The sequence below is a fragment of the Pedobacter nutrimenti genome (genome assembly GCF_032678445.1).
GTDB lineage: Bacteria > Bacteroidota > Bacteroidia > Sphingobacteriales > Sphingobacteriaceae > Pedobacter > Pedobacter nutrimenti_A.
In genome coordinates this window covers 320,490-345,142 of sequence record NZ_JAVTSQ010000011.1, presented here as the reverse complement: position 1 = coordinate 345,142, position 24,653 = coordinate 320,490, and the positions used below count along the sequence as shown (strand labels likewise).

Here is a 24,653-nt window from a genome sequence, read left to right as displayed (position 1 = left end):
CTCTATCTAATTGATTTCTAAATCTTAAAGCCGTAAGCAATACGTAAAGCAACCTGGTTCATATTCTCAGGGCCGATTTTTGTTCCTTTTGCAATTCCTTCATATTTCAGACCAAGGTCTAAGCCATTACTCCAGGAATATCCAATTGCCGGAGAATACAGAAAGCCGGTTTTTGCGTTATTACTAACTCCAATAGCAGCACCAAGTTCTCCCATTCCATAAAATCCTGAACCAGTTTCATCAAAAAATACTTTTACCCCAGCTTTTACAGGAATATAACCTGCACTAGGCATATCCACTCCGGGGGCAAAGTAATCTTTCTTTCCAAAGAAATTAGTATATCCTGCAGTTACAGGAATGGAAACTTGCTTTGAGACGTCAAATTGAAAACGAAGATCTCCACCAAGTGCGAAATTATATCCGTTAGTAGTTGGTATACCTGCATTTAAGCCTATTCCTAATTTAGGCGACTGAGCATTTACATTCGTGGTAAAGAACAAAGCCACGGCAGCTACTGCAGAAGCTATGATTTTTGTAGTTGTTTTCATTTTTGTATTTGTTTATTTGTAAACCTAACAGCACTATCTAAACAAATTGCATGCCACGCTGCATATTTAAGCTCTAGGCGCTTATATACAGCAGTTTGAGTATATGGCTATTTGAGCACTAAACAGAAAAATGTTCCTTATAAAGCTCAATTGCCCTTGTTTCTATAGAATCAGTGTGTTGCGTATCCACCCAGTGAATCTTTACACCATCCTTTTCCATCTTTCTGAAAAAGGTCATCTGACGCTTCGCATATTGGCAAATAGCCGTAAAAAGGCGCTCTTTAAGTTCCTGAAAATTAAGTTCTCCCGATAGGTAAGCCACCAGAAACTTATATTCCAGACCATAAAAGATCAACATATCCTTGCTTACCCCAGCCTTTATCAGAGCCTCGGCTTCTTCAATCATTCCGTTCTCCAGTCTGCTTTCCAGCCTCTTCCATATTCTCGCCCTTCTCACTTCCACATCAGCTGTTAAACCAATGACCAGCGGATTGAATTCAGGTCTTGCCTTCACAGCCATTGGATGAACGTTCAGGTATTCGGCTATTTCAATAGCCCTGATCAGTCGTTTCACCGTAGACTGGTCCGCGTGTTTCGTATGGGCCACCGGATATGTCGATAAAATCTTTCGCAACTTTTCTATATCAAAGTCCTGGATGCGCGCTCTGAATTCCTGCTGAACAGGAATAGACGTATATTCATGCTGCTGGAGAATGCTGTGAATATACATACCAGTTCCACCACAAAGCACCGGCAACTTTTTACGGGCAGTCAAAAACTCAAAAACCCTGTAGAAATCCTCTTTAAAAGCATCCACCTGGTAACGCTCCCCAGCTTGCTTATGATCGATCAGGTGATAAGGCACCGCCCTGCCATCCACAACATATTCTCCCAGATCTTTTCCAGTTCCAATATCCATCCCTCGAAAAACCTGCCGGCTGTCTGCACTAATAACCTCCCCGTTTAGTGCATCAGCAAGACTTACTGCAAGCCTGGTCTTACCCGAAGCCGTTGGCCCCAGAACAATTAACAATGGATTTCCCTGCATTATTGGTATAAAACGTATTTTAAATTCCCCGTATTAAAGACCTGAATATAAGAATTGATTTTCTTCTGATCAGATTCCCCGGGAATTCTATGTAAAAAATACCTGATGCAGTTCGCCGGATCAACATATAACGGACATGGAGGTGTTTCCCCTACCAACTCGAATCCTGCAGTTTGATAAGCATTTCCTACAGACCAGTCCCTGTCTGCATAACTCATCAAATCATTCGGACTAAACAGACGGAGATAATGTTTAATCAGTTTGGTCATTCCACCAATTACAGTTATTCCATCCTTAGTGGCAAAACGGACCAGTTCGGCAGAAGTATAATCTTCTCCTTTGTCTTTCATTTTCCTTTTATGACTAAAAACAGCAACCGCAATCACCTCATCTTTATACAACAAGGCATACCTATATCTTCCACCGGCACTACCCTGAATATGATACGCCTCCAAAAAGCTTTCCGCGTCTTCTTTTGAAATTTTCACAACAGAAGTAGATCGGCCATGCAGCCTTTGATTAAGCCCTAAAACAGACTTCAGCCTACTCAAAACCTGCTGTTTTCTATTTTGCCAGATATCCTCCCATAAATGAATGACCTGCTTGCCCTCCTTAAAACAGGTCAGCTGATAACTCAGCAGTTCTTTCGGATCATCATGCTGATTCAGTGAAACCAAGTGTAAGATGACCTTACCCTCATTCAACAGCAGCAATTTAAAAGAATGATATACCGCACTTTCGGCATAGATTCCCTGCTCCTCAAATATGTTTTTAATTTCAGTTAACCAATTGGCTTTCAGACCCACTCCTTTTCTTTAAATAACCTATAGCCCACAGCCAGCGCTTCTTCAATCTGATTCATTAATCCCTCATCCAATTCCTTAATTTTTAAAACCGGCGCGCCTTTTAATACCTCAGCCCCGAAATTAGTTTTTAGTATAGCTTCGTGGTGAGCTGCCGTTATAGAAGCAAAAAAAGTTTCTGATCTTTGATCAGGTCCGGTTTTAATATTTTTATCACTCCACAAATCATAGGTTGTGTCGCTGTTCTCCCTGTTGGTAAAACCAAGTGTTGCATATGGCTGCATTGCGGCTCTTATGGTCTGGAATATTTCTATGAAATCTGTTTTCATCGGTTTGTTGTTTGTTTAGCCAAATAACACCTCAAAGTTCATATTGTTCCTTATTTTAGAAAATGAGCAATCTTACCAAGTAAAACCTCCATATCAAATGGCTTCTCTAAAAAATCATCTGCACCGGCCTCCTTAGCAGAACGCTCCAGTTCAGTACTCGCAGAAATCATAATGATGGGTATATTCTTAGTATCCTCCTGTTTTTTCAATACTTTACACACATCCCTACCGTCTGTACCAGACATCCAGATATCCAAAAGAAGCAGATCAGGAAAATGATCGTGCATTTCAAGAACAGTGGCACCATTGGAGGTTGAACTCACTTCATATCCACCAAACTCAAGCATGGCTTCAACCGCGTCCAGTATACCCGGATCATCATCAGCAATCATTACTTTTTTTTGTGTATTCATCTACATTATTTGTGAATTGCCAGAATGATCATTTTTGTTTGTTGGAGCAAAAATAATACCACAAAGCCCTCATTCCACACTTATTTAGCCGGCTCTGGCTGAGGCGCCATCTTTTCCAGCAATGTAGCCCCCGCAACCAGCAATTCATTGGTAATCGTACGAGTATAATCAGAAATTTCCACTTTAAAATCCATTACCGAAGCACCCGATCGAATTTCCTCCAACCGTTTTTCCCATTGTCCGGTCAACTCCGCCTGGGCAATTTTCTGGTCTTTAACCACATCATAAACCGCAAGGCCCTTAGAAGTAGGCACTAAATTTCGCTTTTCTCTTATAATGTACTCCCTGGTGATCAGTGTTTCTATAATAGAAGCTCTTGTAGCAGGCGTTCCCAAACCCGTATCTTTCATCGCATAACGCAGTTCTTCATCCTCTATCTCCTTACCCGAGGTTTCCAGTGCTTTTAACAAGGAAGCTTCATTATACATGGCCTTTGGTTTCGTTTGCTTTTCCAGGAGCGCTTTTTCAGGAATAGGTAATTGTTCGTTCTTTTTAACCTTAGGCAGTGAAGGGTTATCCTCATCCTTCTTATCCTCATCCGTATCGTTCAACACAGACCTCCAGCCCGCAGAACGGATCACCGTACCATTTGCAGTAAAAAGCGAACCAGATTCAATCGTGATCTTAGTGACTTCTTTAACACATTCCTGATGAAAGGCCTCAAGCATTCGTCCAACCACCATATCATAAATCGCCTGCTTATCAGGACTTAATCCATAGGGCTGTTCACCGGTAGGCAATACAGCGTGGTGATCGGTGACCTTCTTTGCATTTACACTCCTCTTATTTAGTGGAACGGTCTGCAGAAATTCCGCAGACTTACTGAAATCAGGATGCAGCTTTGCCTTTTCTATCAATGCCGGTATGCCCGCAAAAATATCATCGCCAATATAACGGCTACCCGTCCTTGGATAAGAGACCAATTTACTTTCATACAAATTTTGAAGCAAGCCTAAGGTCTGATCAGCCGTAAAACCTTTTTTCTTGTTGGCCTCCTGCTGCAAACTACTCAGATCATGCAACAACGGAGGAGGTTCTTTTCTGGGCTTTGCCTCTACATCTACAATCTTCCCACCATTAGGAAATCCAGCGTTTATATCTTCAATTTTTTCAAATAAAGCTTCAGCATCTTCCTTCTTTTCAAAACTGTTAACAGAAATAGCCTTAAATACTTGGCCATCTTTATCTAAAAGAATACTTAACTGATAATAGGTCTGAGGAACAAAATTCCTAATCTCCAGATACCTTGAACAGATCATAGCCAGAGTTGGTGTTTGCACCCGACCCAATGACAATACAGATCTCGATCCCGCAGAAATACTCAGTGCCTGTGTTGCGTTCATACCCACCAGCCAATCTGATTCAGATCTGCAGTGTGCAGAGTTAAACAGAGTATCGTAATCTGTACCAGGTTTTAAATTCCTGAACCCATCTTTTATAGCCTCATCCGTCTGCGAAGAAATCCACAAACGCTTAAAAGGTTTTTTACATTTCAGGAAGTAATAAATATAACGGAAGATGAGTTCACCCTCCCGCCCGGCATCCGTTGCAACAATAATTTCGGTAGCCTCGTCAAATAACTGTTTAATTACATCCAGCTGTTTTTTAACTGCCGGATCGTCTACAAAACCATCCTTTGTTTTGATTTTCCGGATAGCGAGCTTGAACTTTTTAGGTAGCATAGGCAAATGCTGTCTCCTCCAGCCTATAAAACCATATTCTTGAGGAGGAGCCAATTGTAAAAGATGACCAAATGCCCAGGTAAAAGAATACCCTTTACCTTCAATGTATCCATTTCTTTTAGTCGTTGCTCCAAAAACTTTTGCCAGTTCACGAGCTACAGAGGGCTTTTCCGCAATTACAATCTTCATCAAATAGAATTAAGTCCGAACCTTCAAATTTCACTAAAAAAACCGTAAAAAGATTAAAAAATCACAATTCGCTACAATCAAGCGAATTAGAATTTAAAAAGCCCCCTTAACTAAACAAATCCATAGCCAATCTAAACGTATTGCAATGTGCATCTACAATATGCCTGATCTCTGGAGAATACCCACCTCCCATACTCACCTGAACAGGAAGCTGATGGTCTTTACAAAACTGAAGAACCATTCTATCCCTTTTTTTACAACCTTCTGCAGACAAAGACAACTTACCAAGCTTATCCGTAGCCAAAACGTCAACTCCAGAAAGATAAAACACAAAATCAGGCTGATGCTGCTCCAGTAAAGAAGGGAGTGTTCTTCTTAGTATAGAAAGGTATTCCTCGTCGCCCGTCCCATCTGCAAGTGGAATATCCAGATCTGATTTCTCCTTTCTAAACGGAAAATTCTTATCTCCATGCATGGAAAAAGTAAACACTCTTGGTTCCTGTTCAAAGATTTCGGCCGTACCATTGCCCTGGTGAACATCTAAATCTATAATTAAGATGCGATTGGCTAAACCATTATTTAACAAATAGTTTGCTGCAATAGCCTGATCGTTCAACAAACAAAATCCTTCACCCCAAAAGCTACCCGCGTGATGTGTACCACCAGCCACATTAAAAGCAATTCCAAACTGCAAAGCAAACAAAGCACCATTAATAGTCCCCTGCGCAATCCTGATCTCTCGTTCCACCAATTGAGCATTTAATGGAAAACCTATTCTTCTCTGTGCAGCCGGAGCAAGTTCCAGATCCCTCAGCGACGCCCAGTAAGCCTGATCATGCGTCTGCAAAATGACATCTTCTGATGCCATTTCAGGCTCAAATAAATGCTCCGAACCTATAGTCCCTTCGTGTAAAAGTTGTTCAGGAATCAGTTCATACTTCAGCATCGGGAAGCGGTGCCCCTCCGGCAAAGGATGAGCATACAATGCATGATAAGCAATTTTAATCATTACAAAAGGATTTCCGCTGTATGCTTTTCTATATTATTACAAATATCATCTACCGGCAAATCATTAGCGTCCAGTCCAAATGGATTCTCGATTTGTTCTGCAATAAGTTCTAAACTGGTTAGTACGTATAATATAAATGGTACAATTGGAACCATATAATAACCCAGGCTAAACACCAATCCAAAAGGCATTGTAATCACATAGAAGAACACAAATTTCTTAATAAACGCACTATAAGAATATGGGATTGGCGTATTTCTTATTCTTTCGCAACCACCGCAAATATTGGTAAACTGGTTCACATCTTCTGTCAGAATCATCAATTGCTGGGGAGAAATCAAATTCTTTGCCTGTAAACCATATACCCTTGATACGATACCCGACGCGATCTGGTTGGGGAAATGTGCCCCTTCTTTAATTTCTATTAATACACTGTCTTTCCCATATAGTCTCTTTTCCCTGAGATGCTCTTTTAAAGCAAAGGCAAACTTCGGAATGGCATAATTAAAAAAGGCAATCTCTTCCGGCCCTAAGTTTAATGCTTTTATTTTCATAGACAGGTTACGGGAAACGTTTACCAAAGCGCCTAACAGCTTCCTTCCTTCCCACCATCGGTCGTAAGAAGTGTTCGTTCTGAACACCAAAAGCATAGAAATCACAAAGCCTAATAAACTGTGCATCACACCAATATTTTTTACAAAGGGCAATTGAGTCATATCGATAAAATGAAAGCCGAGGTAGGCGATCCCTGCTGAAAATATAGCAATGCCTAGCATTAAGGGCCATAATTTCCTGAACGTATCTGCTTTATGAATATGAAATATAAAGGATGCCCACTCTTTCGGGTTGTAATTGATCATAGATGATTTAAATTCTAGGATTCAAATATCTGCAAAAAAGCGGAAAACTTATGCAGAAGCGGAGCTAACTAACCGTTAACTCCTGCTCCATTTTACTTGCTCACGCTTCTAACTCCCCCGGGAGACCATCTATAACACCACAATCGTATATCCTGAAATCATTTATACATCCCTAAAACTGCACCCTCCCCGGCCTGCACCCACTTAAAAATATTTTTAACTAAAGTTTTGCATCACTACTTCAATTTTTCAAATATTAATTTCATGGCCTCAGGATTAAGTGCCCCCATTTCCAACAGCTTGAGCGACTTGACCATTTTAAGTGTAGTTGTCTTATATTTTTGGAAATGCTCCGATTTTATATGAGAGTCATAAGCGTTCTTGCTGGCGTATATTTCTATAAGCCTACACACTGTAGGGTTATCTTTCTGGTACATCGGAAAGATTGAAATCACACCTGGTTCTATTTCCATTGATTTAGAGGATTGGTCTTTAAGAATGACGTTGTATTGTTCCAAATACTCGGGTACAACCTCTATTTCAGCGATCCTTACCATCATGTCGAATTGTATGACTGGCAACTCCGGTTGTCCGATTGCTTTTCTCAAAACATTTGCCTGTGATCTTCCGACCGCTTTTTCAATTACATCTGTAAGTTCGGCCAGCTGCGCATCTGTTACCCCTGTGTTTTTGCCCATGAAAATATGTGCCTTCAACTGCGGTTCAACCCCTGGCATTGCCGCAAGTGCCGAAATTGTAACAAACTCACGTTGGCGATAGTTAAGCACATTGCTGTGGAAAATATCTGCAAACAAGTGTTCTTTTAAAAAAGCATCGGCACGGGGTGCAAATTCCCCAAATCCAGGTGCAGGTTTCTGTTGTGGAGTCCGGGTCAATTCCTCAAGAACCTTTCTTCCTTGTTCATACTTATCAGGCACGATATTCTCAACTACTATAGCTTTTCCTTCTTTGTCCTTAATGCCTTTTGCCTCTCTTTCGTCCAATACGGTTCTAAATGTGCCCAGAGCATTCAGGCTGCGGGGAAATCCACAGTAAGCATAAAGCTGAACCAATGCTTCTTTTATTTCGTTGATCACAAGCCCTGCATCCAGTCCTTTGCTCAATGCAGATTTAAGTTCCTCCTGATTGCCCGTTGCTGTAAGGGCAGCTATTGTGGCTAGTGTCTGTTGATGTGTGTTCAACGCTGTTTTACTGTTGATGCTTTCTTGTGCTTCCATGGTGTTTACATTTATTGCGAACAAAAAGAGTAAAATCACATATTTGATATTGAATCTGTTCATTTTATTTTTTGAGTTTACCCATAACTGTTTAACTTATACAAAGTTCAGTATTAAACACTTTAACTTGCTTATGCAAAATACGGATGTATTTACCACTTTTACGGATTTAGCCTCATGGAGTTACATCCAAAAGAAAGGTTTTCTAATTTTGTATAGAAATTAAAACAGAACGTTATGGAAGAGGTGAAAAAGATCGATACTGTAAAACAGTATAATGACGAGATGGGGGTCGAAACAAAACACCCTTTGGTAAGCATCGTCAATTTCGACGAAATACCTACTTATATGCAGTTCCGAAGATATATGGGATTATATTGTGTTTTTCTGAAAAACATAAAATGTGGTGATATACGGTATGGCTGCCAACCTTATGACTATGAAGACGGGACACTGGTTTTTATTGCACCGGGCCAAGTATATGGAATTGACAGTAGTGGAAAGATCATCAAACCTTCAGGAAGGGCTTTGGTCTTTCATCCAGACATGATTTCCGGAACCCAATTAGGAAAAAAGATTAAGGACTATACCTTTTTTTCATACGATGTCAATGAAGCACTTCATCTCTCCAAGAAGGAACACACAACAATCAACGACTGTTTCAATAAAATAGAGGACGAGATAGACCTTAATATAGATAAGCATAGTAAAACACTTATCGTTTCCAACATTGAGCTTTTTTTAAACTATTGCATGCGTTTCTACGACAGACAGTTTATTACCAGAGCACATGTCAATACAGACATATTGGTCAGGTTTGAGAATCTCTTGAATGATTATTTCAGATCGGGAAAATCGCAGGCTCTTGGCTTGCCCACTGTCACGTATTGTGCAGAGCAGTTACATCTGTCGGCCAATTACTTTGGCGATCTCATTAAAAAAGAGACAGGTAATACAGCACTTGACTATATACAAACAAAACTGATAGCAGAAGCTAAGGAAAGGATCTTCGAACCAAATAAATCCATCAATGAAATTACAGGTGAGCTTGGATTCAAATACCAGCAACATTTTACCCGCCTATTCAAGCAAAAAGTTGGAATAACCCCCAACGAGTTCAGAAGTTTGAATTAGAAGGAGAACATCGCTACCCCCCTGGTCTGCACCCAAAAAAAATAGGTTTTCATGATCAAACCTCAGAACCTAAAAGATTCAGCCCAATCAGAAAACATATTTTTCACATATTATAATCTTTATAAATCTTAAATTGCACCTATAAACTAACAACGCTTTTAACCCTCAAAACTCTATTTCTGGTTTAACAAGCGGACAACGGGAAATATGAGAAAACACCTTAAATACATCGATGGAAACTCAGATAAATTCTGGCAAATTGAAGTAAGCGGCTCTGAATACACCGTAACCTACGGTAGAAACGGAACAAGCGGAACCTCACAAACCAAAACCTTTACAGACAGTGACGAATGCCTCAAAGTAGCTGAAAAGCTATTGAACGAAAAAATAAAAAAAGGTTACTCTGAAAATGGCGAAGTAGTCGTCAGCCAGAAAACTACAAATAACAAAAACACCCCCTCATCAACTAATATCAACGAAATACTTACCAACTACGACGCACTCGTTAAATCCGGAAAAGTAGCCGAACTCCTGCCCTTTTTACAAGAACACTCAAAAGGAAATCTTGAAGCACTAAAAAAACAGATCAGGAAAAACAAACGCTACTGGATGGATTATATTGACCTCAGTAAAGAGCCAGGCGCTAAATTAATACCAGCAAACCATTCCCAATGGGGCATTCGTGGAAATGAACATCAAAAGAACGTTATTGTCCTTAGCGCTCTGGCCCTGTTCAATAAGACGGACATCAATCCATGGGAAGAAATATTCGAACTATTAAACAAAGCCCACGAGCCAGAAACTATGGCAGTACTCCAATGGGCTGCACCCAACTGGATCGCAGATTACATACTGGGAAAAATCCGACGAAATGATTGGAGGAATTTCGACTATATGGCACTGCGATTTCTGGAAAGCGAGGGATTTTTAAGCTGGTCGCCCGAGCTGTATGCCTTGGCTATTGCAAATTTCCGCCAATGGAACTCAAAGATTGAAATAAGAGAATATATAAGCTACATCATAAACGATAAGTTAGCATACGGACGTGATGTTCCTGAATTATTTAGCTACGAAACTAACCTACATCATCTGCATTTCAGAGATAATGACAAACAGGCTTACGACGAGTTCAATGCCTGGGAGATTATTTACGACACCCTACTACAAGAAGGTAAATTGGACCGTAAGCAATTCATTTCAGAAATCATCCTGATGCAAACCAAAGACTGGAACAATAACCTAAAGTCTTTCTTTAGAAAAAGATTAGCCAGTCTAAACCTGGAAGTTGAGGAGCTTATACAGTACCAGGAAAACATTTTTGCCTGCCTGCACTATTCTTATGCCCCAATAGTGAATTTTGCAATAGAGCAGGTGAAAAAGATATATGACCACAAGAAGTTCAATGCCACATCTTTTTTAGACTGGTTAGAGCCTGTTATGATGGCTAACGACAATAAAACGGCCATAAAAACGGTGCTTCCGGTTTTAGAAAAAATGAATAAGCTGTACCCAAAACTGAATAAAAAAATCAGCGCCCTGACTGCAGATGTTTTTGTAGTCCCAGACCTGAATCTACAAGAAAGGGCGGCCAAAGTATTGCTAAAGATAGCATCTGCTAATGACAAGGAGTTACAGGAAAAATTAGCAGGTTATACGGCACTTATGCAGGGAAATGTACCTGCAAACTTAGCAGAGTTGCTACCTAAAGGAACCCAAAGTGCGCATACCGACTCAACAGAAACCTATCATTTTGTACCAGCAACAAAAAATGTATTACTGGAAGAAGTTGTGCTTCCTAAAGATTGGAACGATATTGTTTACCTGTTTGGAAGCTTCATCAACTCAGACGAAGTTTTAGATACCGAACTGTTACTGAATACTTACATTACCCAAAAACACCTTTTTCCAGCCGATTACTCCACACAGCTAGCCCCTTATAAAAGGCAGTTGGAAAAGCAATATTTTGAAAGCATTCATAAAGCTTATGTAAGTGTTTTCCTGCAACAAAAGATGCAGGATTGGAATTATCAATTCAAGATAAAGGACAATGCTTACCACAAAATCAGGACCTTATTATTGATTAAGCCCATGCTGCATGCGGTACAAGAGCAAATCAACAGCGGCCTAAACCTTCCCCTGCTTTCATTTCCAACACACAAACCCTATTGGATAGCACCAAAAGTGTTAATGGAAAGACTGATTACCCGGCAACAGAATAATATAAAGATTAATTACCTGGACCTGAACATCGCTATTGGCAGGATGCCACGCGAACAAACAGAAGAAGCCATTCCTCTATTAAACCAACTTACCGGCGAACTAAAAAACCTGATGGCATTTTGCCTTGGAACAACCAAAGAAATCAGTTTTAAAACGAACTCCTTATTAGGTAAACTGGTCTCTAAAGTAACAGGAGATGATACGGACTATAAGGCCGTAAAGAGTGTAGCCGCACGGACTTATTATCCACAGGAAACATTTCCGCAGTTTGAAAACACCTACCTTAAAGATTATCCCTTTGTAGTCGCACCCTTCAAACCAAAACTAAAAATTGAAGAGAAATGGAATGAATATGTGAACTACCAGACCAAGCAAAAAGAACGGACACCATCATGGTACGAGCTGAGTTTCCATGTTGCCGGCTATCAGAATGTACCCGATTATTGCTTGTACGGACTGGATCTATATGGCAAAAAAAACACCTGGGGGTATCATTTGGGCAATGAAGGAAATGTATACTATTGGCACAGTCTGATGCCACAAAATGCAGATGCCCTGGCCTGCTTTCTGATCCATTCTCCCTGCTCCACTGCCGATCAAGGAGGGAAAGAATTGAAAGGATTCTTAAATCTGCTGAACAACGGCGGCTTTCCCTTTTCAGATTTAACCATGCTGGTATTTGCCTGTACATTTTTCCAAAGCAAGAAAGACATCCGTTTAATGGCTGCCGAAGTACTGATCAACCTGATGGAGCAGCAAGCTATTGATCTGGAACTGTTGGCAGAGAAATTAGGCTATCTTTCTTACAATAAATATAGCACATTTTTACGGCTGGCAGATAGTCTGGGTACTTTAAAAGATGTGTCTGCAGTACACAATTCTGCCTATCTACAATTGCTGGAAGGCATATTTAAACATTTTGTTGATTCCGAAAAACTACCTGTTAACTTTAAAAAAGTAGTAGAACATTATATTGATCTGTTGTACAAAACGAATCAGGAACCTTCAGCTACATCAATTGCTTTCTTCAGCAAATGGAAAGACAATGCCGCACTGAAGGCATTGATTAAACAAATCATCAAATAAACTACCTATGACAGACTTACAAATTCAATATAAAGGCATTTCGACCTATACAAAATCAAAAGGTATAAGCAGCCTCGTACTGGCCCATCAAACAGAAATTGAAACCGTAAACAATATCCCCTGTTTTTTCTGGGGCAGTTTAACCGATCCCTATGTAACCGCGAAATGCTGGAGTACAATCGCCAAGGTAGTGCGCTCAAGCTTTGGACCTATCCCACCCAGTCTGCGAGACCCCATTGTTTCAGCAGGAACAGAACGAATCCGCTTTGAAGGCTTCTCTTCCTGTAACGGCGTTTATGTAAGGCTCGACATGAAGCCCGAAGCGATCGACGGTGAATTTATAGCCAGCGGCACAACAAATGTTGACTTTAACGACCCGATGCTCAATGCACTGAACAGTATCCAGAAAAATGAAAAAGTAACACTCGCTGTTGGTCAGCAAGACATGCAGGTGATCACAGCCAACACTAAAGTAACAGAGAAGAAGGTCAATTTACCCATGCGCTGGATAAAAGGATTAACAAGTGTACAGCTTTACCTGGCGGATATGGACCTTAAGTTTGAGCTCAATAAAATTCAGACCATACAACTTTTCCAAACCCTTCCCAAAGGCAATGTGAAAGGAGATTTCTTTATTACAAAAAGAGCAGGCAAATTCATGTTTTCAACCCTGGCAACTGCCGATGGTGTACGTATTGGCGGAATACACAGACTGCGCTTACTCGACGGAATCCTGGCTATAGTAGAGAAAATCTTTGTTTATGAATCTGCAGACCGCGAAACCTGTGCAGTAGTATGTGAATTTGGTAAAATGCAATTGCTTATGGCATTTTCTCCAGATGCTTACCGCGGATTTTCAGGTGAAGGAAAAGCCCTGGAACACATGACCGAAAACCTGCCGGTGGAATGGATGTATGGATTGAATAGCCTACTAAAATCAAACGAAACCTTTGATCCAACCCTGCTATCCATTGAACATGACGTTGATTTTGGTACAATGGATCAATTGACATCAAGCCTGTCCTCTATCGGCTTGCTGGGGTATGACGTAACAGCCAGAAGTCATTTTTACAGACAGTTACCGTTTAAAACAGAAAGAATTCTGAGCTTAAATCCAAGGCTTAAAAACGCAAAAAAACTGATTGAAAATTCAGATGTTACCATCGTAGAAAAAAGGGACGGATATGTAGAAGCAAATGTAAAAGGTTCAGGCGTAGTACACAAAGTAGTAATCGATCATAACGGCTACAGATGTACATGCGAATGGTTTACAGCATATCAAGGTAAAAGAGGAATTTGCAAACATGTACTCGCACTAAAAATGGCAGTTTAATAACCCATTATATATAATGCACCCACCCCGGTCTGCACCCAAGAAAATAGGATTTAATGGTCGAACCTCAGGGCCTGTAAGGTCCAGAGAGACCATAAATCCTATTTTTCTCCAAAGCTATATAGCCGTTTTAACCAAATTTTTCAAAGATAACCCGCAGAATACGTAATTTCGAATATCAACCTACTGCCAAAATGAAAAAAGATCTCTTTACTATTGTTTTAAGTGTTTCATTTTTTATTTCCCTACATACATCTACCTTTGGCCCAAATTTCGTTGATGATAAGCACGACTATCCGAGGGGGCTTCCTTTCGGTCAAACTGACCATAATCCCTTACGACATCGGCTATACGCAAGTGATAATCTTTAAAAATACCGTTTCTACCTTCTTCCTGGGCTTCCCGATGCAGTTCAAGGTCACGCCAGGCTAATATTGCCTTTTCATCCCGCCAAAATGACAATGATAAAATCTTTTCCGGATTGATTAGACTTTGAAACCGCTCTATAGATATAAATCCGTCTATATTTTTCAATTCAGGGTTAAGTTTGGCGGCAATGTCCAGGTATTCCTCTTTTTTTCCATCATTTGGTATCACTTCAAAAATAACCGCAATGCTATGGAAAACTTTGCCCGTGCGGCCATTACTCTCGGAAATAAAATTGCCAACTTCCCCATATAATCGGTGCCTGCTTTGCTCCAGGTGCAATACATGCGTACCCCGTCCGATAATTACATAATGCTTATCAGGCGAACTGGTCATAGAATCGAGCAGATCAAGCGCATCCTGATCATTTGGATAATTATCCCAATCGCCTCGTATAACGAGTACCGGGCACTTAATCTTGGACGGATCGTAATAACTTATGCCATGTTCCAGGTTTTCCAGATCCTGTAAGGGCCCTGCCGGAAAATATACATTTTCGGGATCTGTCTTTTTTACCTTCGCATCCGAATTTAACCATATACTTTTCCATTCTTTAAATATTTCCGGTTCGAGTCTTGAAGTCTCGCCAGTCGGTGTAAGGTCTTTCATGGCGTCAACCCGCTCATCCGGTGTCATACGTTCATAAGCTATCGTAATATTTCTGGGTTTACCGGCAGCTCTCCCTAAAGTTATCGGTGCAAAGAGTGTCAATTTTGCAATATTTTCAGGGTGCTTTTCAGCATACAGCATAGCGACCGAACCACCCCAGGAGTGTCCGATAAGGATCAGTTGCTTAGCACCTGTTTTGGTCAAGATATAAGCCACGGCTTTATCGACATCTTTATAAACTTCATCTGCCGTGCCCGGAGGTTTGCCGTTTACTTGCGAGTTTGCAATCTGTGGATAGCGGTCAGCGTGACCATAACCTAACAGATCAATCGCATAACTATCGAAATTGCGTTGTGCAAGATCGTCCATCCATGACATTCCACTCATACGGAAGCCAAAAGAAAGTTCCGAGGGGAAGGATAAACCATGTATAAAAAGGACAGGCAACTGCCCAGTTATCGTTTTTGCAGGTAAATGCAAAAGGCTTATTTCCAGGCCTGGTATATGGCTTTCAATCAGAATGGTCTCAAAGTTCTTCATCAGATTTTTTTTCAAAGATGAAAGCAATTATTTATTCACAGTTCATTCTCTGATGAACTATGAATAAAACTACTACACTATATTTGAGCTATGGATATGAAGGAACTCGAACGGGTAGCTGCATTAATCGGTGACCCATCAAGGGTAAAAATACTCTGGGCATTACTAGACGGCAGGGCTTATACGGCCACCGAACTTTCAATATTTGCCGATCTTTCGCGGCCAAATATCAGCATGCATTTAAGTAAGCTAACGGATGCTGATATTTTGAAAGTATCTTGCCAGGGTCGACATCGTTACTATAGCTATTCCCGTATGGAAGTTGCATATGCTATTGAAGCAATGGGCGCACTTGTGCCCGCACCCGAATTAAAAAAAAATGTTACACTACGTAATGATCCCGTCAGTTACTGCCGAAGCTGTTATGATCATCTTGCCGGAAAGGTAGGTGTAGCGATTACTGACCAATTGATTAAAAAGGATTACCTGAAATCTTTTCCTGATCGTTTTGAAATAACCCCTGCGGGTATTATATTCTTTGAAAGAATTGGGATAGACACCAGGTTATTTAACTCCCAAAAACGAACAATCGCAAAACCGTGTCTTGACTGGACAGAACGCAGATTTCATCTCGCGGGTTCACTCGGTTCATCCCTGCTTCAAAAATTATTAAAGGAAGACCTGATGCGACGGACAGAAAATTCACGGGCTTTGCAAATTACTTTTAAAGGAAAGAAAGAATTATTTGAACAACTCGGTTTAGAATTTAACTAAGCGGCTGTTTTACTTCTTATAATCACCTGCGGAAAGAAATCAAGACCACCAAACTTTCGATTCAGGAAATCGAAGCGCTCTAATACTCTCCCCTTAGTTCTTCCAATTCATGGAAGAACGCGCGCCACACTCCGATTTTCTGCGCAAAACCACAAAATATGATATTAAAACCCACATTATAGGACAGTCACCTACTGAATTGATGTAATAGCTACAACAGAAATGGCAAGCATCAGAAAGTGAATTATCCCCACGACCCAGGCTTTGACAAACGATAATCTTAATATTTGATTGAATGAAACTCCATTGGTCAATAAGAACTTATATTATACCTATCCAAAATTAAAAGTGCCACTGGATCGTTTCCGTATATTCCACATTCAATATCGTTCCGTTCCATTATAATCGATTTTGCAAACTCTATAGCCAAATCTATATTGTCAAAAACAGCAAAAACCTCTTGATTTGGTGTAGTTGCATAAATATAATTCTTATCCAATACAGTTCCTGTATTTATATCTGCTCTTAACAGAGCCACCTGTCTATTCTTTAGTAATGGAAATTTTTTCATATTTGTTCTTATTTAGGGTTGTACAGGTATTACTTTGGAGCCTGTCCATTTAAAAATAGAAATAAACCCCTGTACCATAAACTATTGCCTTATTAAATAAATCCCTAATAACATCAACTACCTGATGAAGTTCCTCATCATATAATTTCTTATTAAATAAGCTGCTATTTAATACTTTCATTAGTTGATGCTTTTCTGTTATGCTTTCATCTTCGAAATTGTCAATATTAGAATTCGCTAATTTATTTATTGAATCAAAAAAGCCAAACCTCAGAAGATTATTAATGGTTTTGTCTTCAATACTTAACTCTATTAATTCACCAGGTTGGCTTTCGCCAAAATCTAAATGAGTTTGAGCTATTGAATCCTTGGGAACACATATTGTTTTCATTTGAAAGAATTTTTTGAATAGTTTTAAGACCCTACCTTACACTTTGAAATAGGCTTCTTTTGTAAGAAATTTAATTTCCTCAATAATGCCATCGACATCTCTGTCTTTGGGTTCATAAATGGGAATAACCTTTCCATTAACTTCAACATTAATTTTGAGTTCTCCCGAATTATTTTCAATTTCAACTTTATTGTTATTTATCCATTTTAACTTTTTTATAAGTTGGTCATAAATGAAATAGTGGGGAAATGTTTTAAATAAAGGAACACGTCTGCTATCACCATTATTGAAATAAAATATCAGAACAATTATGACATAATCTATTTTATATTCAGCTAATAATATAGCCCGTATTTTCTTTTCTTTATTAAAAATCGGTGTTTTACATATCTCAACATTTAGCTCAAGCCCATTTCTTTCTATTTCTTCTACAGTCTCTACAATTAATATTGAAGGAATTCCCAACTCTTCGAATGCAGCTTTCAACGACTCACTAGCTAGATTAAACATCGATTGTAGTTTATTTTCTTCTCTTTGCCAGTTCGAAAAATCAAAACTCTTATAAACAGTCATAATCTTAGAATCAATCAAATAATCTATAGTCGACAAACTGGAATCAAGGTCAAACTCAATTACGATCTTTTTCAATTGGGTATTTATAACTGGTAAATAGAAAGTAAATAAATTAGACACGTATTGTGCTAACATTTTTATTTCCTCAGCCTCTGGGACATTGTCATGTCCCCAATAAATGTGAATTAATAGTCGGTTGCTTCTTCTTTTCATGATTATTCTGAAAATGGAATAGTTGTTTAACTGACATTTTATGGAATACAGATTTTAATATATTACTTTTTTTTTGGAGTGCTGTAATTAACGAGTGAATCCTTAATAAAATACATGTTCCAGACTAATGGTTCAGTATACTTAGTATCAGAGATTTTATTATTCTTCATTGTGAAAAACATATAAATCAACATCAAACTCAACATTAAGCTTCTTTACTAATTCATTATAACGCGAATTTAAATGTACCCAGGGAGTACTCTCATCATTCTTAGCATAAACAAATAAAGCACAAGAAAATTCACAGTAATACCTATCACATAATATTTTAAAGCGATCAATGTTAGATTCTATGATATCCAACAAGGATTCCATTTGATCTTCAAATGGAGAATACTTACTTAAACCAGAGCCTAATATCCAGCTATTTTTCTTTATTAATGGTGAATCTATTTTTTTTGGATTTCTTTTCTCACCTTTCACATGGATTATATCCGGTTGTATACCACTTAATAGTTCAGTTATTTCGCTATGAGTGATATCATTAAAATCATGTATCCCAAAACGCACTATAATTTCATTTTTCATATCAACGTATTTTATTTTATAGCTATTTATCTCGGATAATATTTCTCATGGCTCAAAATATCCTAAACGTACCACAATCTATCATAGAGAAGTGCCTCTATATTCTTTCATCTTTAGAAAATTTCAGCAAATCACTCTTCGTAAAAATTAAAGCTCCTTTAAATGTATTGGGAATACCATTTTGCTTAAACAAGGTTCGGATAGAAGTTAGGTTATTTTCCTCATTGGGAAACCAATCCAAGTCACTCTTATCGTGGTTTACAATCCAGATTGAACCGTTGTCAAGGGTAGATATTATATTTTTAAACCAATCTTGATATCTTTCAATAAATTCTATTAAACTTATTTCTTTGTCCTCCTTATTCAGTTGAAATGAAACTCCATGCCATTTTGGTGAATCCAGATCGTCATAGAGGAATTCAATGTATTGAAGTCTATCATAAGGAAGTTCCCTTTGTACGTTGTTCTTAAATTCTATCATTTTTCGGCTTTCTTTATACTTCAATCATATTTCCTACAAACTTGTCTAAAGAACTACTATGCACTTAATATATTCCCAATAAGATTGTTACGAATATTTAGAACTTTAAATATAAAATTTAAAATAAAAATGACAGCTAAGAATAACAGCTCATACCCCATATAAATGCTCGCAAAAATTATCAATAACAATTGAATTAGCTCAAAGGTTATCGACAAACTATAGGTTAAGCACACCTCCGTTTGATCGCTTTGCTCGGTAAGATCGAATCTACCTTCATCCATTTTACTATAATAGGTAAAGTTTGAAACCAACTTCCAACTTGTAAGCTGACCATCAAATAAAATAGCAGCAGCTGATTGCTTTATGATATTATAATCTTTCTCTTTTAGGTACCCTACCGTCTTTTCTGATACTGTACCGATAGGGAGGTCTACAAGCTGATGTGCTTTAAATTTTAATTTCATTTAATGTGATATCAAGAAGCGTTCTTTTAGTACTATTAATTATTAAACGATATTATTTTTCCAGTCTTTTGTTTGATTAAGGTATAAGTAGTAGATCCCTTTTTCTTTTTTAACACATATCCCTTTTCAATATAAAAATTAAAATTATATCCCGCAGATAAATAGTATTCCTTTTTGTCGATAATAATCGTTGGTATACCCTTTGAATCATAGCTGACAGTAGCAACTACCCCTGAAAATTCATAAGCTATATTTTTCTCGAAATTTCTTTTTGCAGAAAACAATAAGAACCCAAAGAATAATACACATAGTATACTAAATATTACCAGAAAAGTTTTCAATTCTATTTTCATCTCTCCGCTGGTTTTAGTTCACATATATCTTATCTTATCTCAACTTTGATTTTCCATTGATTTCGAGATGAGAGATAATAAGCATTTATAATAACATAGAGTAAAAATCACTTTTTTCTTTGGTGTACCAATTGCCATTAATGTAATAATAATTATCCTTTTCAATTTTAACGACTGGAACATCATTTTTTAGACTGCCCTTTACGCTACTTATTCCACCACTATTTATTAAATTATGAAATTTGTAATCCCCTATAATATGCTCGTAGGAATTATAAAAGACTTTATTTTTTTTATCAAAAGCTAAAAACCCGACCTTGTTATAATTATAATTCGACATAGGGATACTACTAATACTGTGTTCATTGTGGGCATGCAATGTTAATCTATATGTATTTGCATCATGCCCCTTTAATAATACCTTAAGTTTAAAGAGCGAATATTCATTTGGTCTAATATCATAGCTTCTAAGTGTGTTGACATGCAATGCCTGGCAAAGTTTTCCGTTATAGACATATAACAATAACTGGTTCATAGCATCCTCGTTAGATCCAGCCCTTTTTATATAGTTAATTTGTAAAAAAACTTTATTCAACACCTTGACTGTGTCAACACTCATATAGTCATTTACCAATAAGGTATCCCGTAAATAACTAATGGTTAACCTCCCGCTTGAAGGCTTGTAATACAAATTTATATTTGCTGCAGCTCACTCAAAAGATTTAATTTTATAAGCCTGAGCCTTTGCAGAATTGATCGTGAAATATAATCCAATAAATAATAAAACAATCCATGTTGTTTTGAGATCTGTTGCCTTTAGCCCTTGTTGATACATAAGAATTAACTGTTCTTTATAAGATTGGCAACCGTTATTTTTTTCATTATAAAACACATTAGCATGCATCTATATCTGATTTTTCATTATTTTTCAGCTATCTCACGCACCGTTCCTGTTTCCTGCGCAAGCGCTGGTTTATCTAAAAAAAATTCTTAGTCTCTGAATATATAAATTTTTCGGTCTCTTTTTGTCAACTTAACGACCATTTCGCCTTCCTTCTTCTGTAAAGAATCTCCTTTTTCTATAAGATGCTCAAAATTCCAGCCGCCATTTAAATAATATTCGTCTCCCAGAATTACAACATTAGGAATGCCTTTTACATCATAATTTACGTTTTCGACTATTCCTTTAAACTTGTAAGACAAATTCTCTTTATTCTTTTTTTTCACCATTAAGAAGTTCCATCCAATAAACAAGACAAAACCTATCCCTAAAATAATAATTTGTGCTTTATTTTTCATTTGATGGAACTCTAGATCATACCATTTTAGTTGTAGAGAATGGCCACCTTATTTTTCTTTCTGAATAGCATATTTATATGCTATTTGGTCTTTAAACAACATCAGAGTATCCGATTGAGATTTTTTAACAATCCTATCTCCTACCCTGGCAAAATACGAAAAATACTTACCGTCATCCAATTGTACAGGGATAAGTGAATACTTTATTTTGTCACCTTCTATTTTTATATAAACTATACCGTTGCTATAGCTTATATAGCTTAGTTTTCCCTCAATATTTGCTTGTGTAAATTGTTGGAATTCTTTTTTGCTTTTTTTCCTAAAACTAATTTGGCTAACTAGGGCATATACCACCACTAAAATAAAACAAAAAAGAATTATTATTACTCTCTCTTTTTTTTTACGCAACATATTTAAAAGAACAATTTAAATGAAAATCAAATATATTTTATAACAAATAAATTTAAACCAGTTATAGCGAAATAAATTTAATATAAAATTTTAACACACCACCACAAAAATTAGTATTCCAATATTTCACTAAATACATTTTCATTCAATGAAGCAATTTTAAATAATGCAGGTAAAAACATAAAAATTCCCAAAAGCGCTGCGAGTGACCGCGCATAAATCCCAATCACTATAAATCCTAGCATCATTAATGTCGGGAACAATATTGGAGTGTAGTATATTAATTTTACTGTGGTACCTTGACTCCCAAATCTTCCCTCGCCAATTCTGGCATGAAAGTCCGATCTATACCTTTTCCTGTTATCGTTTGCGTCATCAATAAAGGATATTGATCCTGCAGCATTTTCAATAATCTTATATGATTTTTTTTGTAAATATTTTACAACTTTTTCTTCGATTTTCTCGGGATCTAGTTGTAATTCCCTTTTTATGCTCAATGTTATTTTCATTTAATATCCTTCTCTTTCACCACCCTTCCCGGTCTGCACCCAAGAAAATATGTTTTCATGAGCGAACCTCAGAACCTAAAAGATTCAGCGAGCTCAGAAAACATATTTTCACCTTTCATCTGAATTGATCTTGCAGGCCAGGAACAAAGAAGCCGCACTACATACAAATACAGAATAGCTAAAAGGTGCCCGATAATTTGCAAAGAACAACATGCTTAATGCAAAACCAAGAGTCAGCAAGAAACTTCCAAATGCTGCCCATTTGATTTTGTAACCAATAAGAAACATGACACCAAAAACAATTTCTGCAACTGTTGCCACAGTAGCAAATACGCTGGTGAGAGAATCATTCATATAAGGCATCAACGAATGTGCATAGCTTAAGAAATTACTCCAGTTTCCCCATGCGGTCCCATTCTGTCCGGCAACTCCAAGCCAACCAAATCTATCCATTACAGGAAGGATAAAACCTATTCCGAGAGCGAATCGCAAATAAAGCTCCGAGATATCAAATGTCTTTTTCATCAGTATATAATTATTAATTCTTTGTGTATTGTTTTCATTTGTATTAATGAACTCGTAAACTCGGTTTGTTTTTTAATGGAGATGAAGCTATCATGAGCATATTCATTGCCGTTTTTGAGTGTTTGCTCATGGTGGTTTCATCTTTTAATCTTATTAATAAAACAAAATTAAAAGATACAATTTGACTATTAAGGTACCAGCTTAGATTAATCAAGTAGACCAGCATTACTAATAAATAATCGGTGACAGTTATTTGAATCTTACATCAAGTTTTCTGTTTGAATGCCCAGGAAGTCATTGCGTCTATAACAACCTCCAGGTCTTCTCCGGCTGGAGTTAAACGATAAGTGACATATGGCGGTACAACAGCTTTGGCTTCGCGCAAAACTAGGTTGTCTGCTTCCAGTTGTTTTAGATGTTGTATGAGTACTTTTTCAGTTATCGCAGGAATTGCACGTTTTAACTCGCTGTATCGTTTGCTGCCAGAAAAGAGATGGTATAATATGATGGGTTTCCAGTACCCTCCTATCCTTTCCATAACATAGGTAACCGGACACTGTTCTAATGCAAACCTCTTATTTTCTTGAATGGTTGAATTTTCTTTGATTGCTGTCATGACACATACCTTGGGGTAAGTACTTGTATAAAAGTAAGTACAAATATAGCTTTGTATTATAAATTATTAAAGCAATCAAGATATGAAAATTACAATCGCAGGTTCTCTTGGCAATATAGGAAAACCATTAACCGAAAAATTAATAGCTGCCGGACATCAAGTCACAGTAATTAGCAGCAGTTCAGACCGCAAACAGGATATAGAAGCTCTGGGTGCCGAGGCAAGTATTGGCTCGGTAAGTGATGCACTTTTCCTTAAAAATGCGTTTACAGGTGCAGATGCTGTATTCACTATGACTCCTCCTAATATGGGTGGCAGTAATGTTATTGCCAACATGGCGGAAGCTGGAAAGGCTTTTGTTACTGCAATAACAGAATCTGGAGTAAAACGTGTGGTGATGCTGAGCAGTATAGGAGCAGATTTAGCTCAAGGTACCGGCCCTATTATCGGACTTCACCGTATCGAACAATTGTTCCATCAAATAGAAGAGGTCTCGATTACCTATCTTAGAGCGGGTTACTTTTACACCAATTATTACAATGATATTCCAATGATTAAAGGAATGGGTATCATGGGCGGTAACCTGTTTGCCAATACGATAATTCCATTGGTGCATCCTAAAGACATCGCATATGCAGTTGCAGAAGAGTTAGAAATAACACCTGCAGGCCAAAATGTAAAATACATCATAAGTGATGTAAAAAGCCCCTCTGAAATTGCAGGAATTATTGGAGTAGCTATAGGCAAGCCCGACCTTCCCTGGGTTGAATTTACTGATGAACAATTTTTACAAGGAGCGTTACAGGCTGGTATACCTGAAGAAATGGCAAAATTGTATAAGGAGATGGGTGCTGGTATCCGAAACGGAGAAATTCCAAAAGATTGGGTTGACCAAGGTTCCGTTGTCACTGGAAAAATCAAATTTGCAGAATTTGCTGAGGAGTTTGCTCAAAAATTTTGATGTTGGGGCATCATCAGAGTTAACGGGCCGTTTAAAAAAGCCACGACATATTATTGCTCATGGGCCTGATGCGGCAGTTTCGGGTCGGAAACCTCAGCAATTTAACAGAGCCAGGCATTCGCATCATTCTGAGGAGACACAACGAAGAATCTAAAAATAGTCCTCAAATCATGACGTCGTTCCTCCTCAAGATGACGGCCCTTGAAGAAATAGAAGCCTTCTCGTTCACCACCCTCCCCGGTCTGCACCCAAGAAAATATGTTTTCATGATCAAGCCTCAGAACCTGTAAGGTTTAGCGAGATCAGAAAACATATTTTCACCCTGTTAAGCCATGCCAGACGAATCAAATCAGGGTTTAAATTTGGATGAAATTCCGTTAAATCCATTGCTGTG

At 38.1% G+C, this 24,653-nt stretch carries 28 protein-coding genes; 5 read left to right on the top strand and 23 right to left on the bottom strand.

Annotated elements, in window-relative coordinates; genetic code table 11:
- Positions 1–17 precede the first annotated feature (17 nt).
- The 9 genes from R2S08_RS21400 to R2S08_RS21360 form a co-directional block, all read right to left on the bottom strand.
- On the bottom strand, positions 18–548 hold the full coding sequence (locus R2S08_RS21400; protein WP_316837055.1) for a hypothetical protein: 531 nt from the start codon (positions 546–548) through the stop codon (positions 18–20).
- 118 nt (positions 549–666) lie between these two features.
- Positions 667–1,596, bottom strand: a complete 930-nt coding sequence (gene miaA, locus R2S08_RS21395; protein WP_316837054.1) for a tRNA (adenosine(37)-N6)-dimethylallyltransferase MiaA — start codon at positions 1,594–1,596, stop codon at positions 667–669.
- Positions 1,596–2,402 carry a hypothetical protein gene (locus R2S08_RS21390; protein ID WP_316837053.1) on the bottom strand — a complete coding sequence of 269 codons (807 nt, stop codon included), beginning with the start codon at positions 2,400–2,402 and terminating at the stop codon, positions 1,596–1,598. The genes miaA and R2S08_RS21390 overlap by 1 nt, the downstream gene beginning before the upstream one ends.
- Positions 2,393–2,728: a hypothetical protein gene (locus tag R2S08_RS21385; protein WP_316837052.1), complete on the bottom strand. Its 336-nt coding sequence runs from the start codon at positions 2,726–2,728 to the stop codon at positions 2,393–2,395. The genes R2S08_RS21390 and R2S08_RS21385 overlap by 10 nt, the downstream gene beginning before the upstream one ends.
- 50 nt (positions 2,729–2,778) lie before the next feature.
- A complete protein-coding gene (locus R2S08_RS21380; protein WP_133778419.1) occupies positions 2,779–3,141 on the bottom strand; it encodes a PleD family two-component system response regulator in 363 nt (120 codons plus the stop codon).
- A gap of 80 nt (positions 3,142–3,221) precedes the next feature.
- Positions 3,222–5,072 carry a DNA topoisomerase III gene (gene topB, locus R2S08_RS21375; RefSeq protein WP_316837051.1) on the bottom strand — a complete coding sequence of 617 codons (1,851 nt, stop codon included), beginning with the start codon at positions 5,070–5,072 and terminating at the stop codon, positions 3,222–3,224.
- A gap of 106 nt (positions 5,073–5,178) precedes the next feature.
- Positions 5,179–6,081, bottom strand: a complete 903-nt coding sequence (locus R2S08_RS21370; protein WP_316837050.1) for a histone deacetylase — start codon at positions 6,079–6,081, stop codon at positions 5,179–5,181.
- The gene (locus tag R2S08_RS21365; protein WP_316837049.1) at positions 6,081–6,941 is read right to left on the bottom strand and encodes a bestrophin family protein; all 861 of its coding nucleotides are present in this window, start codon (positions 6,939–6,941) and stop codon (positions 6,081–6,083) included. The genes R2S08_RS21370 and R2S08_RS21365 overlap by 1 nt, the downstream gene beginning before the upstream one ends.
- A gap of 236 nt (positions 6,942–7,177) precedes the next feature.
- Positions 7,178–8,242, bottom strand: a complete 1,065-nt coding sequence (locus R2S08_RS21360; protein WP_316837048.1) for a carboxymuconolactone decarboxylase family protein — start codon at positions 8,240–8,242, stop codon at positions 7,178–7,180.
- A 174-nt stretch (positions 8,243–8,416) separates the two neighbouring features.
- Here R2S08_RS21360 and R2S08_RS21355 point away from each other — a divergent pair, with 174 nt between their 5' ends.
- From R2S08_RS21355 to R2S08_RS21345, 3 genes are all read left to right on the top strand, one after another.
- Positions 8,417–9,313 (top strand): helix-turn-helix transcriptional regulator, encoded by an 897-nt coding sequence (locus R2S08_RS21355; protein ID WP_316837047.1) that lies wholly within the window; start codon positions 8,417–8,419, stop codon positions 9,311–9,313.
- 207 nt (positions 9,314–9,520) lie between these two features.
- Positions 9,521–12,619 (top strand): DUF6493 family protein, encoded by a 3,099-nt coding sequence (locus tag R2S08_RS21350; RefSeq protein WP_316837046.1) that lies wholly within the window; start codon positions 9,521–9,523, stop codon positions 12,617–12,619.
- Positions 12,620–12,626: 7 nt separating this feature from the next.
- Positions 12,627–13,952: an SWIM zinc finger family protein gene (locus tag R2S08_RS21345; protein WP_316837045.1), complete on the top strand. Its 1,326-nt coding sequence runs from the start codon at positions 12,627–12,629 to the stop codon at positions 13,950–13,952.
- A gap of 255 nt (positions 13,953–14,207) precedes the next feature.
- Here R2S08_RS21345 and R2S08_RS21340 read toward each other — a convergent pair whose 3' ends face one another.
- Positions 14,208–15,527, bottom strand: a complete 1,320-nt coding sequence (locus tag R2S08_RS21340; protein WP_316837044.1) for an alpha/beta fold hydrolase — start codon at positions 15,525–15,527, stop codon at positions 14,208–14,210.
- Positions 15,528–15,623: 96 nt separating this feature from the next.
- On the opposite strand from R2S08_RS21340, the gene R2S08_RS21335 reads away from it, so the two are divergent.
- Positions 15,624–16,301, top strand: coding sequence for a winged helix-turn-helix domain-containing protein (locus tag R2S08_RS21335; protein ID WP_316837043.1), 678 nt, complete (start codon positions 15,624–15,626; stop codon positions 16,299–16,301).
- Between the two features lie 310 nt (positions 16,302–16,611).
- Here the strand turns inward: R2S08_RS21335 and R2S08_RS21330 are convergent, their stop codons facing one another.
- From R2S08_RS21330 to R2S08_RS21270, 13 genes are all read right to left on the bottom strand, one after another.
- Positions 16,612–16,872 carry a hypothetical protein gene (locus R2S08_RS21330; protein WP_316837042.1) on the bottom strand — a complete coding sequence of 87 codons (261 nt, stop codon included), beginning with the start codon at positions 16,870–16,872 and terminating at the stop codon, positions 16,612–16,614.
- A 49-nt stretch (positions 16,873–16,921) separates the two neighbouring features.
- Positions 16,922–17,263, bottom strand: coding sequence for a hypothetical protein (locus R2S08_RS21325; RefSeq protein ID WP_316837041.1), 342 nt, complete (start codon positions 17,261–17,263; stop codon positions 16,922–16,924).
- 36 nt (positions 17,264–17,299) lie between these two features.
- The gene (locus R2S08_RS21320; RefSeq protein WP_316837040.1) at positions 17,300–18,049 is read right to left on the bottom strand and encodes a hypothetical protein; all 750 of its coding nucleotides are present in this window, start codon (positions 18,047–18,049) and stop codon (positions 17,300–17,302) included.
- A 159-nt stretch (positions 18,050–18,208) separates the two neighbouring features.
- Positions 18,209–18,637 carry a DUF4279 domain-containing protein gene (locus tag R2S08_RS21315; protein WP_316837039.1) on the bottom strand — a complete coding sequence of 143 codons (429 nt, stop codon included), beginning with the start codon at positions 18,635–18,637 and terminating at the stop codon, positions 18,209–18,211.
- A 97-nt stretch (positions 18,638–18,734) separates the two neighbouring features.
- Positions 18,735–19,118 (bottom strand): hypothetical protein, encoded by a 384-nt coding sequence (locus tag R2S08_RS21310; protein WP_316837038.1) that lies wholly within the window; start codon positions 19,116–19,118, stop codon positions 18,735–18,737.
- 56 nt (positions 19,119–19,174) lie between these two features.
- Positions 19,175–19,585 carry a hypothetical protein gene (locus R2S08_RS21305; protein ID WP_316837037.1) on the bottom strand — a complete coding sequence of 137 codons (411 nt, stop codon included), beginning with the start codon at positions 19,583–19,585 and terminating at the stop codon, positions 19,175–19,177.
- A gap of 35 nt (positions 19,586–19,620) precedes the next feature.
- Positions 19,621–19,938: a hypothetical protein gene (locus R2S08_RS21300; RefSeq protein WP_316837036.1), complete on the bottom strand. Its 318-nt coding sequence runs from the start codon at positions 19,936–19,938 to the stop codon at positions 19,621–19,623.
- Positions 19,939–20,023: 85 nt separating this feature from the next.
- Positions 20,024–20,557, bottom strand: coding sequence for a hypothetical protein (locus R2S08_RS21295; protein WP_316837035.1), 534 nt, complete (start codon positions 20,555–20,557; stop codon positions 20,024–20,026).
- 371 nt (positions 20,558–20,928) lie between these two features.
- Positions 20,929–21,237, bottom strand: a complete 309-nt coding sequence (locus tag R2S08_RS21290) for a hypothetical protein (RefSeq protein WP_316837034.1) — start codon at positions 21,235–21,237, stop codon at positions 20,929–20,931.
- 48 nt (positions 21,238–21,285) lie between these two features.
- Positions 21,286–21,648 carry a hypothetical protein gene (locus R2S08_RS21285; protein ID WP_316837033.1) on the bottom strand — a complete coding sequence of 121 codons (363 nt, stop codon included), beginning with the start codon at positions 21,646–21,648 and terminating at the stop codon, positions 21,286–21,288.
- Positions 21,649–21,758: 110 nt separating this feature from the next.
- The gene (locus R2S08_RS21280) at positions 21,759–22,157 is read right to left on the bottom strand and encodes a hypothetical protein (RefSeq protein ID WP_316837032.1); all 399 of its coding nucleotides are present in this window, start codon (positions 22,155–22,157) and stop codon (positions 21,759–21,761) included.
- Positions 22,158–22,265: 108 nt separating this feature from the next.
- Entirely contained in the window at positions 22,266–22,682 is a 417-nt protein-coding gene (locus tag R2S08_RS21275; protein WP_316837031.1) for a DoxX family membrane protein, read from the bottom strand.
- A 265-nt stretch (positions 22,683–22,947) separates the two neighbouring features.
- The gene (locus tag R2S08_RS21270; RefSeq protein ID WP_133778499.1) at positions 22,948–23,298 is read right to left on the bottom strand and encodes a winged helix-turn-helix transcriptional regulator; all 351 of its coding nucleotides are present in this window, start codon (positions 23,296–23,298) and stop codon (positions 22,948–22,950) included.
- Between the two features lie 82 nt (positions 23,299–23,380).
- On the opposite strand from R2S08_RS21270, the gene R2S08_RS21265 reads away from it, so the two are divergent.
- Positions 23,381–24,259 carry an NAD(P)H-binding protein gene (locus R2S08_RS21265; RefSeq protein ID WP_316837030.1) on the top strand — a complete coding sequence of 293 codons (879 nt, stop codon included), beginning with the start codon at positions 23,381–23,383 and terminating at the stop codon, positions 24,257–24,259.
- The last annotated feature ends 394 nt before the right edge of the window (positions 24,260–24,653 follow it).

Bases quoted from the DNA above. Each gene is read 5' to 3' on its own strand.
- R2S08_RS21340 (WP_316837044.1), bottom strand. From the start codon at position 15,527: ATGAAGAACTTTGAGACCATTCTGATTGAAAGCCATATACCAGGCCTG.
- R2S08_RS21265 (WP_316837030.1), top strand. From the start codon at position 23,381: ATGAAAATTACAATCGCAGGTTCTCTTGGCAATATAGGAAAACCATTA.
- miaA (WP_316837054.1), bottom strand. From the start codon at position 1,596: ATGCAGGGAAATCCATTGTTAATTGTTCTGGGGCCAACGGCTTCGGGT.
- R2S08_RS21290 (WP_316837034.1), bottom strand. From the start codon at position 21,237: ATGAAAAATAAAGCACAAATTATTATTTTAGGGATAGGTTTTGTCTTG.
- R2S08_RS21325 (WP_316837041.1), bottom strand. From the start codon at position 17,263: ATGAAAACAATATGTGTTCCCAAGGATTCAATAGCTCAAACTCATTTA.
- R2S08_RS21280 (WP_316837032.1), bottom strand. From the start codon at position 22,157: ATGAAAATAACATTGAGCATAAAAAGGGAATTACAACTAGATCCCGAG.
- R2S08_RS21300 (WP_316837036.1), bottom strand. From the start codon at position 19,938: ATGAAAATAGAATTGAAAACTTTTCTGGTAATATTTAGTATACTATGT.
- R2S08_RS21330 (WP_316837042.1), bottom strand. From the start codon at position 16,872: ATGAAAAAATTTCCATTACTAAAGAATAGACAGGTGGCTCTGTTAAGA.
- R2S08_RS21350 (WP_316837046.1), top strand. From the start codon at position 9,521: ATGAGAAAACACCTTAAATACATCGATGGAAACTCAGATAAATTCTGG.
- R2S08_RS21315 (WP_316837039.1), bottom strand. From the start codon at position 18,637: ATGAAAAATGAAATTATAGTGCGTTTTGGGATACATGATTTTAATGAT.
- R2S08_RS21380 (WP_133778419.1), bottom strand. From the start codon at position 3,141: ATGAATACACAAAAAAAAGTAATGATTGCTGATGATGATCCGGGTATA.
- R2S08_RS21305 (WP_316837037.1), bottom strand. From the start codon at position 19,585: ATGAAATTAAAATTTAAAGCACATCAGCTTGTAGACCTCCCTATCGGT.
- R2S08_RS21385 (WP_316837052.1), bottom strand. From the start codon at position 2,728: ATGAAAACAGATTTCATAGAAATATTCCAGACCATAAGAGCCGCAATG.
- R2S08_RS21310 (WP_316837038.1), bottom strand. From the start codon at position 19,118: ATGATAGAATTTAAGAACAACGTACAAAGGGAACTTCCTTATGATAGA.
- R2S08_RS21295 (WP_316837035.1), bottom strand. From the start codon at position 20,557: ATGAGTGTTGACACAGTCAAGGTGTTGAATAAAGTTTTTTTACAAATT.
- topB (WP_316837051.1), bottom strand. From the start codon at position 5,072: ATGAAGATTGTAATTGCGGAAAAGCCCTCTGTAGCTCGTGAACTGGCA.
- R2S08_RS21370 (WP_316837050.1), bottom strand. From the start codon at position 6,081: ATGATTAAAATTGCTTATCATGCATTGTATGCTCATCCTTTGCCGGAG.
- R2S08_RS21365 (WP_316837049.1), bottom strand. From the start codon at position 6,941: ATGATCAATTACAACCCGAAAGAGTGGGCATCCTTTATATTTCATATT.
- R2S08_RS21345 (WP_316837045.1), top strand. From the start codon at position 12,627: ATGACAGACTTACAAATTCAATATAAAGGCATTTCGACCTATACAAAA.
- R2S08_RS21355 (WP_316837047.1), top strand. From the start codon at position 8,417: ATGGAAGAGGTGAAAAAGATCGATACTGTAAAACAGTATAATGACGAG.
- R2S08_RS21400 (WP_316837055.1), bottom strand. From the start codon at position 548: ATGAAAACAACTACAAAAATCATAGCTTCTGCAGTAGCTGCCGTGGCT.
- R2S08_RS21270 (WP_133778499.1), bottom strand. From the start codon at position 23,298: ATGACAGCAATCAAAGAAAATTCAACCATTCAAGAAAATAAGAGGTTT.
- R2S08_RS21275 (WP_316837031.1), bottom strand. From the start codon at position 22,682: ATGAAAAAGACATTTGATATCTCGGAGCTTTATTTGCGATTCGCTCTC.
- R2S08_RS21285 (WP_316837033.1), bottom strand. From the start codon at position 21,648: ATGTTGCGTAAAAAAAAAGAGAGAGTAATAATAATTCTTTTTTGTTTT.
- R2S08_RS21335 (WP_316837043.1), top strand. From the start codon at position 15,624: ATGAAGGAACTCGAACGGGTAGCTGCATTAATCGGTGACCCATCAAGG.
- R2S08_RS21360 (WP_316837048.1), bottom strand. From the start codon at position 8,242: ATGAACAGATTCAATATCAAATATGTGATTTTACTCTTTTTGTTCGCA.
- R2S08_RS21320 (WP_316837040.1), bottom strand. From the start codon at position 18,049: ATGAAAAGAAGAAGCAACCGACTATTAATTCACATTTATTGGGGACAT.